10 protein-coding genes are annotated in these 18,032 nt (G+C 48.1%); all 10 read right to left on the bottom strand.

All coding sequences use genetic code 11. From position 1 onward, the window contains the following. Nucleotides 1-23: 23 nt before the first annotated feature. The 10 genes from BMZ72_RS02945 to BMZ72_RS02900 all read right to left on the bottom strand — a co-directional run bounded on the left by BMZ72_RS02945 (nucleotide 24) and on the right by BMZ72_RS02900 (nucleotide 18,026). Nucleotides 24-3,083 (bottom strand): SusC/RagA family TonB-linked outer membrane protein, encoded by a 3,060-nt coding sequence (locus tag BMZ72_RS02945; protein ID WP_177222661.1) that lies wholly within the window; start codon nucleotides 3,081-3,083, stop codon nucleotides 24-26. A 31-nt stretch (nucleotides 3,084-3,114) separates the two neighbouring features. After that, nucleotides 3,115-4,821: a RagB/SusD family nutrient uptake outer membrane protein gene (locus BMZ72_RS02940; RefSeq protein ID WP_089805088.1), complete on the bottom strand. Its 1,707-nt coding sequence runs from the start codon at nucleotides 4,819-4,821 to the stop codon at nucleotides 3,115-3,117. Between the two features lie 22 nt (nucleotides 4,822-4,843). Further along, nucleotides 4,844-7,921, bottom strand: coding sequence for a SusC/RagA family TonB-linked outer membrane protein (locus tag BMZ72_RS02935; protein ID WP_089805087.1), 3,078 nt, complete (start codon nucleotides 7,919-7,921; stop codon nucleotides 4,844-4,846). A 24-nt stretch (nucleotides 7,922-7,945) separates the two neighbouring features. Next, nucleotides 7,946-8,908: a DUF4961 domain-containing protein gene (locus BMZ72_RS02930; RefSeq protein WP_089805085.1), complete on the bottom strand. Its 963-nt coding sequence runs from the start codon at nucleotides 8,906-8,908 to the stop codon at nucleotides 7,946-7,948. A gap of 21 nt (nucleotides 8,909-8,929) precedes the next feature. Beyond that, nucleotides 8,930-9,358, bottom strand: coding sequence for a DUF5004 domain-containing protein (locus BMZ72_RS02925; protein ID WP_089805083.1), 429 nt, complete (start codon nucleotides 9,356-9,358; stop codon nucleotides 8,930-8,932). 10 nt (nucleotides 9,359-9,368) lie between these two features. After that, complete coding sequence (locus tag BMZ72_RS02920) at nucleotides 9,369-11,078, bottom strand: RagB/SusD family nutrient uptake outer membrane protein (RefSeq protein ID WP_089805081.1); 1,710 nt, start codon at nucleotides 11,076-11,078, stop codon at nucleotides 9,369-9,371. A 137-nt stretch (nucleotides 11,079-11,215) separates the two neighbouring features. Further along, the gene (locus tag BMZ72_RS02915) at nucleotides 11,216-11,557 is read right to left on the bottom strand and encodes a RagB/SusD family nutrient uptake outer membrane protein (RefSeq protein WP_089805079.1); all 342 of its coding nucleotides are present in this window, start codon (nucleotides 11,555-11,557) and stop codon (nucleotides 11,216-11,218) included. Between the two features lie 278 nt (nucleotides 11,558-11,835). Beyond that, nucleotides 11,836-14,145 (bottom strand): GH92 family glycosyl hydrolase, encoded by a 2,310-nt coding sequence (locus BMZ72_RS02910; RefSeq protein ID WP_255373086.1) that lies wholly within the window; start codon nucleotides 14,143-14,145, stop codon nucleotides 11,836-11,838. Between the two features lie 4 nt (nucleotides 14,146-14,149). After that, nucleotides 14,150-15,520 carry an SGNH/GDSL hydrolase family protein gene (locus tag BMZ72_RS02905; RefSeq protein WP_089805075.1) on the bottom strand — a complete coding sequence of 457 codons (1,371 nt, stop codon included), beginning with the start codon at nucleotides 15,518-15,520 and terminating at the stop codon, nucleotides 14,150-14,152. Between the two features lie 10 nt (nucleotides 15,521-15,530). After that, nucleotides 15,531-18,026: a glycoside hydrolase family 38 C-terminal domain-containing protein gene (locus tag BMZ72_RS02900; protein WP_089805073.1), complete on the bottom strand. Its 2,496-nt coding sequence runs from the start codon at nucleotides 18,024-18,026 to the stop codon at nucleotides 15,531-15,533. Between the last annotated feature and the right edge of the window lie 6 nt (nucleotides 18,027-18,032).

The raw sequence follows: 18,032 nt of genomic DNA, 5'->3' as shown, positions 1-18,032 counted from the left end.
AAATTTTCCTCGTTAGTTTGTGTTTATTTAAAACCGATCTGAACCCCCAGATTGACAACGCGCTGATTGATATACGCATCACCGGCAGAGTTGCTGGATACCTCAGGGTCCTGCTGGTATTTATCGTAGTTGGTCCATGTCAGCAGGTTATAGGCACTCAGATACAGTCGTGCGTTGTTAAGGCGTTGTGGCAACCAGCGGCTGGGCAACTGATAGCCCAGATCCACCGTTTTCAGACGTACATAGCGCGCATCGATCAGCCAGAAATCTGACATATAGGTGTGTGCACTATTCACCGTGGTCGGGTTGCTGGTCAGACGGGGGAATTGCGCATTATCCGCATTATCTGGTGTCCATCTCTCCTGATGTATAGGCTGGAACTGGCTCTGGAATGTTTCAATACCGGTACCTACCACACTGAAGCTGTAGCCAAATGATCCCTGGAACAATACACTCACACTAAATCCTTTATAGTTGGCCGCCAATGTCATACCCAATACTGTATTTGCCAGGTTCGGACGACCGATTGGTCCGCGGTCATTATTGTCAATAATACCATCGTTGTTGAGATCCTTATATTTCAGATCACCTGCCTGGATCGGATATTCACTCAGCGGCGTAGCTGGTTTATCATGCGTATTCGCCTGAATTTTCTGAATATCCTCCGGGGTATAGTAGCCGATAAAAGTATAACCGAATGGCTGATCGATCGGACGGCCTGTTTCTCTCAACCAGGGAAATGCCGGTTGTGCTTCATCCTTGAACAATACCTTGTTTTTGAAATGCTGGAATACCAGACTGGTGGTAAAGTTGACACGGTGGATGTTACCACGGTAGTTGATCTGTCCGTCGAAACCTTTGTTGCTTGTTCTGGCCACATTCGTCGGACTAAAACCAATACCAATGATCCCAGGAATAGACCCTTTCCGTACCAGCTGATCATAGCGGATATCATGGAAATAATCTACCGTCACAGAAAGCTTGTCTTTAAACAGGTTCATATCGATCCCCACATCTGCTTTCCTCGCCTTTTCCCAGCTTACATCCATATTGCCCAGTTCTCCTTCATAGATGGAACCCTGCTGCGAATCGTTTTCTCCGAAGGAATAACCGCCGCTATAGTAATACTCCTGCCGATAGAGATAGCGGTTGCCCGAGGTAACATCTGATCCTACTACACCATAGGAGCCACGCAGTTTAAGCAGACTGAATGGCAGGTTACGCTCCTTGAAGAACGACTCCTGCGATATATTCCAGCCCACTCCCACTGCCGGGAAGAACCCGTTTCTCTTCTTCGCCTGAAAACGGTCAGAACCATTATAAGCCCCGTTAAAATCGATCAGATATTTCTGTTGATAGTTGTAGCCTGCCTTGAAGGAAAGTCCGCGGAAATTGGCCGGAACATCGGATTTAAAGGCATAACTCTGCTTATTGTACAGTATGAGTGAGTTAAAGGTATGCGCGCCAAAGGTGCGGTCATAACTGAGGAATGCCTGCGTGTTCACATTCCGGCTGTACAGGTCCGTATTGCCCGTCACACGATAAGCCTGCAAACGGTAGTTTCCTCGGGGATCCAGCGTATAAGACCCATCCACCGGATTATAGTGATAAGAAGGCGGATCAGCTGAACGGAACAGGTTCCTGGAATACTGCTCCACACCAGCATATGCCACACGGGCTGTCAGAGACAAGCCTTTCGTCATAAAGTCCAGTTGCTGGGTAGCGCCAAATAAGGCATTGAAGTCCGTACGCTTACTACGGGTATAACCTCCATTCGCTAACCTTGCATTGATCGTCGGCAGCTTATCCTTTGTATCCGCCGCAAACGCATAACTCCCGTCAGGATTCATGATAGGCGCTGAATAAGGATGTATCTTTTCAAAATTATAGACTTCGGATACCACATTCGCCGCATGTGGCTCATTGATGTCACCAAAACGTGCCGTCAGATCAAGTCGCAGTGTCAGCGTCTTGTTAGCCCGCATATCAAGGTTGGAGCGGAAGTTGTATCTGCGGAAAAAGTAGTTTGTATTCACCTCATTACGGGGATCAGAAAAGTCCTTTACAAGTCCGTTCTGTGTTAAAAATCCTCCGGAGATAAAATACTTCACCGCCTCCGTTCCACCGGAGATATCGACGTTGGTATTGGCCTGTTGTGCGAACTTTTTAAACACCGTTTCATACCAGTTGATATTGGGATGGCCATAAGGGTCTTTACCATTTCTGAACAGCTCGAGATCTGCATCTGTAAACAAGGGCGTCAAACCGTCATTCTTATACGCCTCATTTACCAATAACCCCGTATTGTAAGCATCCAGTAGCCGGGGTGTCTTTACCGGCGCCTGTAAGCCTGATTCTGCACGTACGTTTACCTGCGGACGACCACTCTTACCTCTGCGGGTCGTCACAACCAATACGCCGTTAGCACCCTTAATACCATAGATCGCGGTAGTAGAAGCATCTTTCAGAATAGAGATACTTTCTATTTCATTGACGTTGATCTGCTGCAACTGGTCATAGGAATATTCAATATCATCTACGATGATCAGCGGTTTATTACCCTCGCTGTTCAGTGAACTCACACCACGGATAAAGAAATCAGAAGCATCTCTTCCCGGCTGACCGGAACGCTGCTGCGACACAAATCCAGGCAGTTTACCCATCAGTGTATTCTGCACGTTGGCAGTAGGTACATTTCTGATCTCAGCACCGGTAATACCACTTACCGCACCAGTATTTGTAATACGCCTGGTCTGTGTAAAACCTACCACCACCACTTCATCGATCCCCTGCGTAGCAGGTTGCAATATCACATCCAATGTCACTAAACCCGTTACACTGATCTCCTGGGTCGTAAACCCGATCAGCTTAATGATCACCGTATTTGACTTCCCCTTCAGGGTCAGTTTAAAACGGCCATCCGCATCTGTAATTGCCCCATTGGTGGGCACACCTTTCTCCACAACTGCCGCACCAGGCAAGACGCCATTCAGGTCCTTCACAGTACCGCTTATGCTTTTTTGCTGTGCCATCGAAGACAGGGAAATGGCCAACAGCAGCAACAGTAAAATATGTTTCATCATCAATCAGTTGATTTCATGTCAGGAATAAAGCTTACCATCCGGGATTCTGGCGCATATTGTCGTTTTTCACCACCTCGTCGTATGGTATCGGATACAGGTACATTTTCGGTGCACTGAATACCGGTTTGAAGACTTCCGCCACGGTATAAGACAGATCGCCGCCATTACGGATAATGCTCATCCCATGTAATGGCTGACCATACACCTGCTGTGCGATCTTCCAGCGACGAATATCCCAGAAACGATGCTCCTCAAAAGCCAGTTCGATACGACGCTCATTGCGTATCTGCTGACGCATCTCATCCTGTGATAAACCCGGACGTAATCCATACAGGCCATTATCACCCGGTGTGATACCGGCACGTGCACGCAGGTCCTTTAACACCTGGTACACTTCTCCCGTTGGACCATTGTATTCGTTTTCCGCTTCCGCGAAATTGAGCAGCACTTCAGTATAGCGTAACAGTATCCAGTCGTGACTGGTATTACTGTATTGGGTCGCGTTTTCGAAATTGCCCATGAACTTGCGCATGTAGTAACCTGTCTTTGTACCAGGCTCCGCACCACCGGGTCTGTGCTGACCGCCTTCATACGTCTGGATCTCAGTATTCAGCCATCTGGCGCCATTGTAAATAATGCTCATCGTCAGACGTGGATCACGATGCGCATAAGGAGCATTCGGATCATAACCTGACGCAGGGTCAGTAACTGGAAGACCCGCATCTGTAGGAAAAGCATCTATCAGTTCCTGTGTCGGATTGGTACGGCCACGGGCTACCTGTGCAAAACCAACAGGGCCGTTCGTCGATTCAATATCTGTTGTATTACCTCCCTGACGGAAAAAGATGACCTCACTGTTGTTTTGTGTAATGAAGATATCTTTGAAGTTAGGCAGCAAGGCAAATGTCTTTTCATCTATCAATGCACGGGCTGCATCTGCTGCCAGTTTCCAGCGCTCCTTATTATAGCCGGTGTAACCGGTCAGCGGATTACCGGCGTCGATATTCTCTCCGTTAAACAGCGGACTCGCAGCATATAACAGGACCTTTGCTTTCAATGCCAGTGCAGCGCCTCTCGTAGCACGGTGACTGTTCAGTTCCGGTGCCACAACCGGATTCGGACGCAGACTATCCTTTATCGCATCACACTCTCCAACGATATACTGTACACATTCTTCAAAAGAACTGCGTGGCACCTGGACATCATCACCTAGTTCACGTACCTCATCTCCCATCAATGGTACACCACCATAACGCTTTAATAATTCGAAGTAGAATAAAGCCCTGATAAACCGTGCCTCCGCCTTCCAGGCATAACGCACTGAATTACCATTGGGCAACTTATCCTTCACCGGAGAAATATTAATATTTGATACAAAGATGCTCGCTGCGCGGATAGCCGAATAAGCACTGTTCCAGGGCGTTTCTTCCGCAATCGTCTCAAAAGAGGTATAAGCACCCGTCGCCAGTTTCGATACGCTGGTCGTACCTGTAAAACCGGAAATAGCATCATCAGAAGCTGCATCCAGCAGATCACCGCCTACGCGGTTGTACCCACCAGGCAGTTTGGAATAAACCGTATTCAGGAACTTATTCGCATAAGTTCCCAGCGAATCATCTTTATCAAAAACATATTCTATCGTCACTTTCTCAAGCGGTACCGCTTCGTAATCCTTTCGGCAGGCCACCAGCACTGTAAGGAAGCCGGCCAGGAGAAATATAGTTGGGAATTGCTTCATGTTACTTTATTTAAATGGCTGACTAGAACTTAATATTGAGACCTGTATTCAGTACCCGTTGAATCGGATAAGCACCTACGCCTACCTCAGGATCTACAAAGTCATAAGCAGCATGTGTAAACAGGTTCAGACCATTGGCAAAAACTTTCACACCACCCAGTTTCAACCGCTGTACCCATACATAAGGCAGGTTGTAGGCGATACTTACATTCTTCAGACGGAAATAATTCCCGTTGCGTACCCAGAAAGTAGAACTGGCTTTATTGTAGTTGTAGTTGGCGTCAGCGCTCAAACGGGGATAGGTAGCAGTACCAGCTGTCTCAGGTGTCCAACGTCCTGTGATCTGCTCGTAAGCCTGTCCGTAAGTGAAGTTGAGGAACTGGAAACCTAACTCCGTCGCGAAGTTGGCTACGTAGTTGGTCCGATTGCTCACTCCCTGCAACAGGGCGCTTAACTCCAGTCCTTTCCAGGAAATACCGGCATTGACGCCATAGTAAATACGTGGACTGGACTTCCCGATAGGCGCCTCATCAAACTGATTGATCGAACCGTCCCCATTCAGGTCTTTATACTTAATATCACCGGGCAATGGCTGGTAACCGGTAATGATAGGCGCAGCTGCCGCCTCTTCGGCCGACTGCAAAAATCCATCTGCAATATATCCGAAACGCATACCTACCGGCTGTCCTGTTCTTTTATTCCATTCATAGTCGCGACGCTGTTCATCCATATAAATCACCCTGCTCTGTTCAATGCTGCCATTCGCAGTGATGAAATAATGAAAGTCGTTGATATCAGACTGCCAGGTCACCGTCAGCTCTCCTCCTTTGTAAAGGTTGATGCCGATGTTTTCCGGTGGATAGGCAGCGCCTGATAAACCAATATTCTTACCTCTTATCTGCAGGAGATCCGCATAGCGGTCATGATAATAATCACCTGTTACCTGGAGCTGATTATTGAGCAGGGAGATGTCAACGCCTACATCGATCTTGCGGGCTGTCTCCCATGAAATGTTTGTATTGGCCAGTCCGTTTTCCTGGAAACCGGAACCGGGTGAACGGGCAGTACCCTGTTCATAAATACCACCACCTATACCGTTGTTCTCACTGAAGCCCTGTCGCCAGATATAGTACCCTGAATTATCAATTCCATTACCTGTCTGTGCATAGGTAGCCCGTAGCTTCAACTGATTCAGCCAGCCTGCCTGGTCCTGCATAAACGCTTCCCTGGCAATATCCCAGCCAATACCACCTGCATAGAAAGTACCATATTGTCTGCCGGGCATATAGCGGTTAAAACCGCTTCTGTTGATGGCAGCTTCCGCAAAGTATCTGTTGCCATAGTTATACGTAGCCTTCGCTGACAGGTTCGTTGCTTTACCCGGAAGATCATAGTTGAAAATAGTCTGTCTTCTGTCGGCCAGTACAATAGCACTCAGACCATGCGCACCAAACTGACGATCATAATTCAGGGATATCTGTCCGAAGAAATACTGTGCATTAAAAACAGAGATAAAATCATTATGCTGGGTAACGGCCTGTCCGAATCTCGCATAAGTGGTATCACTCTGCGTAACATTCATTTTGTAGACAAGGTCCTGTTTGCTGCGATTGATCGCATTCGCGGACTGGATCGACAGATTACCTTTGCCTTTCAGCGATAAACCAGGCAGCCAGTCACCGAGGTCATAACGTAAGTCCACATTCGCCATTACGTCTTTACTATTGTCCTGGATGTAACCACTGTTAAGAGCAGATGACAGCAGGTTGGTGGTCAGGTTACCTGTACCACCCCAGCTGCCGTTGATATTGGTGATAGGATAGGCTGCATTGGGCGTATTAAGCAGATCGTTCAGTATTTTACCGGTACCTGCTCCTGGTTGTGTACCTTCCTGTAAACGGCCGAATAACTGCATGCCGACATTCAGGTTACTGGTCACGTCAATATTGACGTCTGTATTGATCAGGTATCTTTTCAGACCTGCATTTGTCGTATAACTATTCTCTGGTGATGATTTGAAGATGCCCTGTTGACCGGTATAGTTCAGTGACACGGAATAACGGGCTACATCACCCCCACCGTTGATGTTCAGGTTATATCGTGACAAAGGCGCATTATCTCTCAATACCTGGTCATACCAGTTCACATCAGGGTGACCATAAGGATCGGAATGATCGCGGAATGCACGTATATCTGCCTCTTTGTATAAAGGCGCCTTACCATCATTCTGTAAAGCTTCATTTAAGAGATATGCATACTGCCAGGCGGGTAAGGCTTTCGGCATACTTAATGACTGCTGTATAGCTGTCTGTGCCGTAAATGACAATCGTGGTTTACCTGCACGGGCGCGTTTGGTGGTCACCAGTAATACGCCCCGGGAACTACGCTGTCCTAATAAGATAGTAGACAATCCATCTTTCAGTACAGAGATCGATTCAATGTTTTCCGGATCTATTGAAAACACATCACGCTGTACCCCATCTACGATGGTCACAGGTGTTTGTCCGCGCAACCACAGATTGATCTCCGAGTTATCATTTGCTTCCAGTGCGCCCGGCCTGGGAATGTTCCCTACAAACGCGTCCACATCAAAGTTATTACCGGTGCCAGGATTACGGAAACCACTGGTTTGCTGGGTATACAGGCCGGCAAGCCGTCCCGGTAATGCATAGGCATATAAAGTAGCAGGTGTTGCTGACAACTGACTGGTATATACTGTACCTATCGCTCCTACACTACTGCGGCGATCCGCCTCACCATATAACACAGGGATATGGTTCGGATTGGGAATAAAAACTTCTTCCATCCGCAACACGACCGTATTGTCTTTCACGATATGTTGCAGCTGTTTATAACCGGGATATTGCATCACAAGGACGCTGTTACGCCCGGCCGGCAAGGTGAATTTTCCTGCCGCATCCGTAAATGTGCTATCGCCTGTTCCCTTTACATAAACAAGTGCTTTTGCCAGCGGCTGACCATAAGCATCTACCAGTCTGCCGTCAATACCGGCCGACTGTTGACCATATACACTGCCACAAAGCAGGCATAGCAGACAGCTAAGCGCAGAGATATATCGTTGAATATAATTGAGTGCCATTGTATAATTTTTATGCGACATGTTTTACTGGCATTTGAACGTGTAGACGAATGGATTGGCAGTATTACTGAAACCCACTTTTGTAGTACCACTGGCATCCGTAAAGAAGTATTCTATCTTCTCCAGTATATCTCCCTCCTGCATGCTGAAATAAGCGCGGGGCCAGAATGTAATAGCGGACTTCCGTCCGGTGTAAGGTTTCAGCTTTGACTGGTCGGTCTGTACACATACGTCCAGCACTTTGCCGGTATTGGTATAGGCTTTGGCACAGAAATAGATATTCGCTTCTCCGCTGAGAGCCGTAGATACTACATCCGGATCAAAAGAGATGGTCAGCAGGTCATTGTCTGTCGCTACCCCCGGTGTTACCGCACCGATCTGCGGATTACAGAAATCTGTCAGATCGCTGATGCCATCACTCACCGTAAAGCAATCCATAAAACGGCTTTTATACACGTTGTTGGAACCGAACACATCGCTGAGTCCTTCTGAACTGGTACCCACGAAATAGCCGGTTTTAAACTGTACGCTTTCCTGACCAGGCATTGTTTTAATCGTTACATTGATCGTCTCTTTCACGCCCTGTGGCACGTTATAAGATTGTTCTGTCCAGAATACCACCCATTCCAGGTCATCTGCCATAAAGTTGCCGCCCATACCAAAACGGTTCTTCAGGGCTGCCGGCCAGTTTTGTCCGCCGCCAGCATCTACACTCAGCGGTACAGGTATCATTTTGCCGCTACCATAGGTGGTAGTGGTGTAAGTAATGGAAGAATTCGCATTGGCCTGCCAGTTCTTAGGCGCCAGGAAACCAATGATCAGCCGCACATTAGAACGTCCGCCATCTGCTACATCGATGCGTGTTTCCATCTTAATGGTCATCTCTTCGCCAGGTCTGGCATCAGCAGGTTGCTCTACTTTTTCAAGGAACACGCAGCCTGCCAGGAACAACAGCATCCCGCTTATAATCCATATATATTTTTTCATATCGTGTCGTGTTGAATCAGGTTAGGGAGCCACTCTTTCAAGTGTGTACAGATAAGTATTGGATGCGCAACCGGGACTGAAGGAAAACACCATGTTCCTTTTACCATTCACTACGGGGTAGGTAAAACCGGTACTGATCGCTTTATCGGTGCCCGTTTGCAGGAATGAGATACGTAAAGGATACGCAGGATCATCCAATGAATAACTCCCGTTTTTGTTCACGACAAAAGGCATCGGATTGTCAATATTGTACTGTCCCTCTTTAAAATGTATCCTGAATCTTGTAAAATCTGTCAGGGTGGTAATTTCTACGCCATTGCGGACTGCCTTGACGATCCGCCATTCACCCGAAATATCTTTTATCTGCTCAGGCACAGATATTTCCTGCCGTTTGCAGGCATTGATACTAAGCAACAGTATCAGTAAACAAAAGGAGATGCTTACTTTCATGGTGGTTGTTTTACCAGTTTGGATTTTGCGCCAGTTCGGGAGATTTGGCGGTTTCACTTTGTGGAATTGCCCACAGGTACATAGCCTTGCGGAAATTATGTTTACGTACGGAAAAGACGGTATAGGTGGCATTGTTACCATTGCGGATCACTTTCATACCGGTCATCGTTTTGTTCTGTGTTGTTTCAGCTGTTTTCCATCTTCTCACATCCCAGAAACGATGTCCTTCAAATGCCAGTTCCACTCTCCTTTCCGCCTGTATGGCTTCCCGCATCTGATCTTTTGAGAGTCCGGCAGGCAATTCATAGGGCAGCAGTCCGGCCCTTCTGCGCACTAACTGTATCGCATCATAGACAGCTTGTGTCGGACCATCAAATTCATTAGTCGCTTCGGCGAAATTCAGCAGTACTTCCGCATAACGGATCAACGGGAAACAACGCTGACTACCATGGATAAAGTTGGCGCTGATATTTTCATCCAGCATCTTCTTTGTATAGTAACCGGTAGGCGTTCCTGCCAGCACAGCGTCCTGGCTCACGCCACTACCTGCTGTGGTGAGATAGATATTGACCGGTTCTTTTAATCCATTATTCTGTATCAATGGTGTCTGGTCACGGATGACAGAATAGGCAAGGCGTGGATCCCTGTCCTTATATGGATCGGTCGCAGCATAACCCGAAGCCGGATCGGTGATGGGTTTACCATTTGCCATACCAAAAGCGTCTACGAATTCCTGGTAGGGAAATCCGCCTTGTCCGCCGCCACGGGAAGGTGGTTGCCAGGCGGTTTCCAGTTCGCGGTTCAGCCCCTGCATCTTCGCCAGGATATACTCTGAATTCACACGGAGGGTAAACACTTTATAAAAGCCATAACCCGGCGCCGTGGCATTGTCCTCATACAGGGAATAGGCATTGGAATTCATTACCATAGCCGCCGCATCTGCTGCGAGTTTCCATCTTTCCTGCACATTGTCGGTATAACCGGTCAGTGCATTCTGCGGGTCTACATTTCCGCCATTGAACAGCGGACTGGCAGCATACAGCAACACCCTTGCTTTCAGGGCCATTGCAGCGCCACCACTGGCACGGCCATAGTCCTCACGTACACGCTCCAATGGCAATGCGCCGGCGGCTGCATCACACTCGGAAACAATATAGTCCACACATGCTTTAAAAGTATGGCGGGTGGCTGGTATCTGATCCGTAACATTATACACGGAATCACCGGCCAGCGGTATACCCCCGTAATGCTTCAGGAGGATGGCATAGTACCATGCCCGCAGGAAACGGGCCTCCGCCCCCATAACATTACGGATATAGGGAGGAATAGGCGTGCCGGGAAGATGTTTCAGCAGCAGATTGACCCGCCGGATATTGGTATAACACAGGCTCCAGGCATCACCGCTGATAATGGAAGGATTGACGGTTCCCGTGGCAAACTGGACAGAGGTGGTGATAGAAGCCGATTTCTGCGGCTCCGCCTCATCACAGGCAGCGTCCAGTCCACCGTTCCCGAAACGGGTGGCATTCTCGGTAAAACCGATGTCAATGTAAATGTTGGTAAGGAATTGTACTGTCCTGGCACTGTCGGAAAAGACCGATTTTTCGTCCAGGTTGCTTGTCTCCGTCTGATCGAGGAAATTCTTGTCACTGCAGGATACCAGTGTAAGAATTCCCATGCACAGGCCCAGGGAAGCTGCGAATAGGAAGGTCAGTTTCATAACGTAATACGTGGTAGCGTTCAGTTTTTGGTGATAAAATCTATGTCCCCATTTTTATAATGACACCTCAAAAAGACGCTACCGCCATCCGGATCCTGATTTTATCAAAAATGACCTCCCTGTGCCTGTACAGGGTATTAATAACCCGGATTCTGCCGTAGTAGTCCGTTACTTAACTGAATCTCCCTCAATGGTATAGGCAGGTGATTGTGTACGCCTTCCTTATACCCGGGTAATGTGCCGGCCGCCTTGCCGGTCCGCACCAGCTCAAAAAAGCGGATATGATCCCCCAGAGCAGTTTCTACCCGCTGTTCATGGTAAATGTTCTCCAGGGTCACGGTCCCATAGGCAGGCAGGATACTCATATCGGTATTACCGCCGCTTTTACGCGCCCGTTCCCTTACTTTGTTGACCAGGTCCGTCGAATATTCGCAGTGGATGTCTGTGAAAAAAGCAGTAACAGGCAAAAACAACTGCATAAATGGAATAGCTGAACAAAAGAAAAGCCGGCAAAAGCCCTACGCTGCTGACAACGCTTAACGGGCGCATAGGAGGAAACTGTGGAATACATACATGACCGTTTGAATTAACAAAAACGGGAGAAGCGGTTAACGTGGACTTCATTTCATAACGCCGGCATGCATATTTATTGGTTGGGTAACGACATGGCAGTACCGGTGCGTACAAAGCAGCTTGCTGCTCTCCCTTGTTGTATTGACACGCTACAACACCGGTACCGCCATTCGTTGAGCTGGATTTATTCTACGCCCCATGTTTTATTGGGCGTTGCCCCCATTTCCAGCAGCAGGGTACCTCCGCTGGCAATGTCCGCATGATCGATATACGCATGCTGATAGGGCTTACCATTTAACCAGGCCTTCTGGATATAACGGTTGGCAGTACTGTTGTTACGCGCAACAATACTGAACGTCTTTCCTTTTGCATATGCAGGATCAAGCTTCAAAGTAATGGACTCAAACACCGGACTGGTGATCTCATAACGGGTGCTACCCGGACAAACCGGATGCAGACCACTCGCTGCCAGTACATACCAGGCAGACATTTGTCCGACGTCCTCATTACCCACCAGCCCCTCTACGGAATTATGATAAGCGCGTGCGCAGATATCGCGCGTCCACTTTTGCGTCAGCCATGGCGTACCAAGATAATTGAACAGGAAAGGTACATGATGTACCGGCTCATTCGCATGATTATAATAATCATTCCACATCATGTTTTCAGGCACCTTATCAAAGAAATTAGTCAGATCGGCCAGTACCTTTTCCTTTCCGCCCATTAACGCGATCATACCAGGTATATCCTGCGGCACAAACCATCCCTGCTGATAGGGACTACTTTCAATCGTGCCATAGCCCTGACGCATACGGCCATCTTCCGGCCAGTCCTGCCAGCTGCCATCATCATTGCGTGGACGGAACCAGGCTTTTGAAGGATCATACACGTTACGGTAATTGCCGCCACGCGCGGTATACGTCTGCGCATCCTCTTTTTTATCCAGCATACCTGCCAGACGTCCCAAACACCATTCCGTATACGCATATTCCAGTGTTAAAGAGACACTCAGTCCGCCGGTAGAATACCCTTTACTACCATTCCCGAATTTCTCTGTTGTATTCTTTGCAAAGTCATACGCTTTCTGTACATCGAAGTTGCGGATACCCTTTGCATAGGCATCCGTGATCACAGATACAGCAGGATTGCCGATCATACATCCACTATAAGCATTCAATATTTCCCAACGTTCCAGATAATGGTTACCGCTTTCATCTGCGAGTGTGACCAATGAATTGATCTCATCATTCACAACAGCCGGATTGATGATCGTCTGCAAAGGCATCTGACTACGGAATACATCCCATCCACTGAAGATGGTACGTCTGCGGAAGTTTTTATCTGTATACACTTTTCCATCAGCACCCATATATTTACCATCTACGTCTGCACACTGACGCGGATCGATCATCGTATGATACAGCGCACTATAGAATACTTTGCGCTCTTCCGCTGTACCACCTTTGACTGCGATCTTACCCAGTGCCTGGTTCCACAAGGCCTTTGTATGCTGCTGCACACCGTCAAAATCCCAGCCTTTTATCTCTGCTTGCAGATTCGCTTTTGCACCATCGATACTCACGAAAGAGATCCCCGCCTTCATCAGTACTTTTTCATTCGCAGTGGTCGCAAACTCTGTGTAGAAACCCAGGTGTTTACCTGCCTTTTCCTTTACACCAGGTAATATAGCTGCTTTGGCGATCTGCTGCTGATAACGGTCGCTTTCAATATCCTCACGTTTGCGGGACCAGTCATCCGGAATATCAGCGCTCCATACACCCGACTTGCTAAGCGGCTTACTGAACTGCGCATAGAAGTATACCGTGTAATTCGCCTTTCCATCGCCATTACCCCAGCCGCCACCATCAGGTGTACAACGCATATAACCTGCGATCGTATGATCATCGATCACCTTCACTTCCTGCCAGACAGACGTACCACCTACCCTGCGGGCCAGATCGATCTGTATACGCGATTGCTGATTGGCAGGAAAAGTAAAGCGCAGAATACCACTATGCGGCGCAGCTGTCATCTCTGCTTTGATATTATTTTCCGTCAGTTTTACACTGTAATAACCTGCACTGGCTTTCTCCTCTTTTTTTGCATAGGAAGAACGATAACCCTGCTCCGGATGTTCCGGTTTACCGGCAACAGTCTGCAGCGGACCAGTCGTGGGCATCACCAGGAAATTACCCAGATCGCCATACCAGCCGATACCACTCATCTGTGTAAAAGCAAAGCCCTCGATAGTTGTATGCTCATAACTATATCCCGAGCCGTTGTCTCCACCGGTGATCGTATTAGGACTCAGCTGTACCATCCCAAATGGCGTAGCAGCGCCCGGAAAGGTCTTACCCAGTCCGTGGTAAGTACCAGCCGCACCGACACTGGTACTGGCCCCTATAAACGGATTGACATAGTCAGCAGGCTGTTGTGCTAAACTGATGAAAGGCGCCATGAGTATGGCGCCTGTTAATAGCTTACTATTCTTCACTATATTAAATTTTAACGATCTCAATTTTGTGGCTGACAGGCTTATTCAAACGATATACCAGGTTAATGATCAGGTCTATCTCTTCCTGCCAGTGCGTACGTAATTCCTTGTACATGGCTGTTTCATAATTCTCTTCGTGGTAACGCAGCATGCCGTCCTTCTGTGCCTGCTTACGAACACTATCCAGTGCCGCCGCATCATCCTGCATCCGCATGTTCTTTTTATCAAAGAAATTACCCTGTACCCAGTAATAACGACGCAGGCGCGATTCCGCTTCCATACGACGCATATTCAGTTGCATGATAGAAAGCGCCTGCTTATACTGTGGCGTCTCCTGTTGTGTAGCCAGATTGATACCTTTGGCAAATGCAGCGGCAGACCATTTCCCGATCGGCTGACCATCTATCAGCAAATTGTATTCTCCAGCTGACAATCCTGCAACAGTTAACATCTCACGATTAAAGTCTTCCGTAAAAGGGATCCAGTTCAGGGCGTCAGACTGCTTCTGGTCATTCCCCCAGATACGGGACACCGTATCCATCGGGAAAGGTAAAGCGGCTGCCAGGTAGTCAAAACTGACTTTTCCTGCTGTCGCACTCAGACCACTTACTTTACAGTTCTGTGCCTGTTTCAGTTTACCGCCATCGATACGAACATCTGCCACCGGTTGACCACTCAGGCCCTGATTTTTCAGGAACAGGGAAGCCATGACAAGATGCCCCGCATTACCCGGATGGATCCTGTCCGGACCGATCATTGTAAATGTAGAATCTTTCTCCTGAAGACGGGCATTTAAAGCCGTCATCGGACGGAAAAGATCCACAAATGGCCATTTATTTTTTTGTGCGGCAGCTTCCTGAAAAGCCACCACTTCCTGCATCGCCTTAGACTTGCCTTTAAAATAGTTGCCTTTGATCTTTGCTTCTTCATCATAAGGTGGAGAAGACATCAGGATCTTCTGCAGATCAGGCAGTTGCAGCAAGCGCTGTTCTATCTGCTCATAACTGCGGCGGGAAGCGGCAATACGTTCGCGCGCGGTATTATCCGCATCATCACTGTTAAACTCAAAATAACCGGTATCATTCATCCCGAATGTCAGCACCAGCGTATTGGGTTTCTTGGCAAGGATATCATAGTCCAGCCTTCTGTACATATCAGCTGCTTTGTCACCACCAATACCGCCATTCATAATGACCAGTTTTCTGTCGGGGAAATGCGTCATGTAATAGAGATAAACATAAGACACATAAGCACCGGCTTCTGTGATACTGTTTCCTACAAAGATCACGCGGTCATTCTGCTGGAAGGGTTTCACCTGGGCAGCAGCAGACAGTGATGCCAGACAAAGCGAAACGGAATAGAGTACTTTCTTCATATGGAGCGGATTAATGTTGAATGTTTATATTTTTTAAACGGATCGTGCGGATACCAAAGCGGGGTATCGCTAAACGGATGACCGTCTTACCAATCTGTTGCTGTGTGGGCAATTTCTCCAGTGACTGACCATCCAGTCGTTCCAGGATGACAGCCGAAGCAGTACCGGAAACAGACAGGGTATGTTCCTGATCATCACCGGCAGCATTATACAGCCTGACCAACAGATCATTTCCATCCATCATTATCGCTGGTACCTGCCAGCGTTGATCTGCTACGGAGAGCAGGGAAAACGCGGATTCGTTATTGCCTGGCAACAGCTCCAGCGGTTCACACCAGCGAACAGCCTCCTCACTCACACCACCGGCATCCCAGGCGTCACTGTGTGGTACAATGACATAGTGTACATTTGTCGGCCCTGTTACATTATAATTACGCCCCCATAATGCAGTACCGGTGAATTGTACTATAAAGCCCAGGGGATAATTTTCTCCGTGTACATAACTCGTCGTATGATCTGTGAACAATGCCAGCCCCGTCTTACCATCCGTCACATCTGCCCAGTGTAACATTACATTATTCTTAATGCTATCCCAGCTACTGAAAAAAGTATTTGTCAGGCGGCTGGCTGTTACATCATACGGCGCATCTTTACTGACCTGCTGCTGTGCGAGATTGAGCGGCAACAGGACCTGCAACTTGAAACTATCATTATAAAATGCCTTGTGATAATCTTCCACACGGTAATGTATCGCAGGAGGTGCACCTATACCCGGCTCACCCTGCCAGTCAATGGTCAGCTGCATATCTATTCTGCGGGTAGCATTTGCTAAAGTGATCAGCTGTGTAAACGGATGACCGCCAATCGCGCCTTTGATTGCTACTACCGTCCGTGCCGGATTATCTTCTTTCAAGCTTACCGTAGCCGCTGTATCCGTACTGGAACGCCAGGCCGATTGCTGATAGAAATATCCTCTCAGTTCATTGAAACTGCGCGCATGTTTACGATCTACCATCTCCCGGTTGTTCAGTTGCTTCGCGATCAGACTGGTAATAACACCTCCTCTGGCAGGATCGATCGTCATCTTATATTGATCTGTCTCTATCTGGTAACGTCCATCTGCCAGTTGTTTGTTGCGTGTGGCGACAGGGACTGTCTTTGTACCTTCACCGATATGATAGACATTATATCCCATCGGTGCTACACTGGCCTTAAATATCAGCGAACTATCCCGCTGTACATAGGCCTTTACCGGTTTGCCTTTGCTATCAGTCACCTTTACAGAACGGCCTTTATAGCCGGGTACCACAACCCATTCTTCTCTTGCAGTAGCGGTTGTATTGAGCACACGCACGGCACGACCCGTTTCCGCTCCCTGCATAAGTATACTATCACTCACACGTAAGGTATTATCCGTCCAGTGCTGCACCTTATCTATCCAGGTATCCCCTTTACGGCCATTATAAGGCACGATCCAGCAGTCATGATGTTGTGAGAGTAATAAAGACTTCCAGGCGCTATCTAAGGCTGCCTTTGGCCAGACGCTCCCTTGTACAAGCGAACTGATAACTGCGTACTTTTCTGCCGCCGTCAGTTTATTCTCTGCCTGTCGTACCTGCTGCGCGATCTGCTGCAGGACCTGCGCGCCCCATACAAGACTTACCTGCACATCTTCCTGACTGAATGCCCATACAGCAGCATGCTGTGTATCTGCAACATGCCCGATATAATTCCGCCAGGTTTCATATTTCGCCTGTCGCTTCAACCAGGGACCGTTCCGCCAGCCGGCATCCTGTAAACACATACCAACTGGTTGCCGGATACCGGCAGCAAGAGCGGATTGTATATACTCACTGCTGTTATTCCACGCAGTTGACTGCCAGGTAGAATTAGGCAACAATGCTTCTACGCCATATCTTGGAACTGTTGGCAATTTACTCCCATCAGGTCCCTGCCATTGTACCACTTCACCACCAAAGGCACGGGTATAACCACCCCAGCAGGTATTGGGGTTCTTCAGAGAGGCGTATTTAAATCCAAAGGATAACAGGACCTGTGGCAATGCACTGGTAAAACAAGGTTCTTCACTGGAATAAGTACTGAAAACCGCTCCCGGAAAATGCTGCCGGATATGCTGCATGCCATAACTGAACTGCCGGATCATACTCTCACCGGAACCCGTATACAGATAGCTCTGTCCATAACCCGGATTGACATATTCTATTCTGCCCGCATCTGACTGATCGGCAAATAACTGTTTGAAAGCAGCATATGCCGCAGGCTCTTCCACCTTTGCCACATCCCAGGTTTCAGGCTCTATTTCCAGATTGATCTTCCAGTCAGGATGTGCCTGTAACTGTTCAACAATGTACTGTGTATAGCCTGCCGGGTAGTGTCCGTACTTTCCGCCATGATAACCATCGATAAAATAATGTTGTTGCTGGGCAAAGGACCGCCCTGCCCCAACGGTGCATAACACCGCGAGACAAAGAATAGTATGTTTCATCTTGTC

The sequence above is a fragment of the Chitinophaga sp. YR627 genome (genome assembly GCF_900114995.1).
Lineage (GTDB): Bacteria > Bacteroidota > Bacteroidia > Chitinophagales > Chitinophagaceae > Chitinophaga.
The sequence above is the reverse complement of the archived record's forward strand: the minus strand, read 5'-3'. Positions and strand labels throughout refer to the sequence as shown.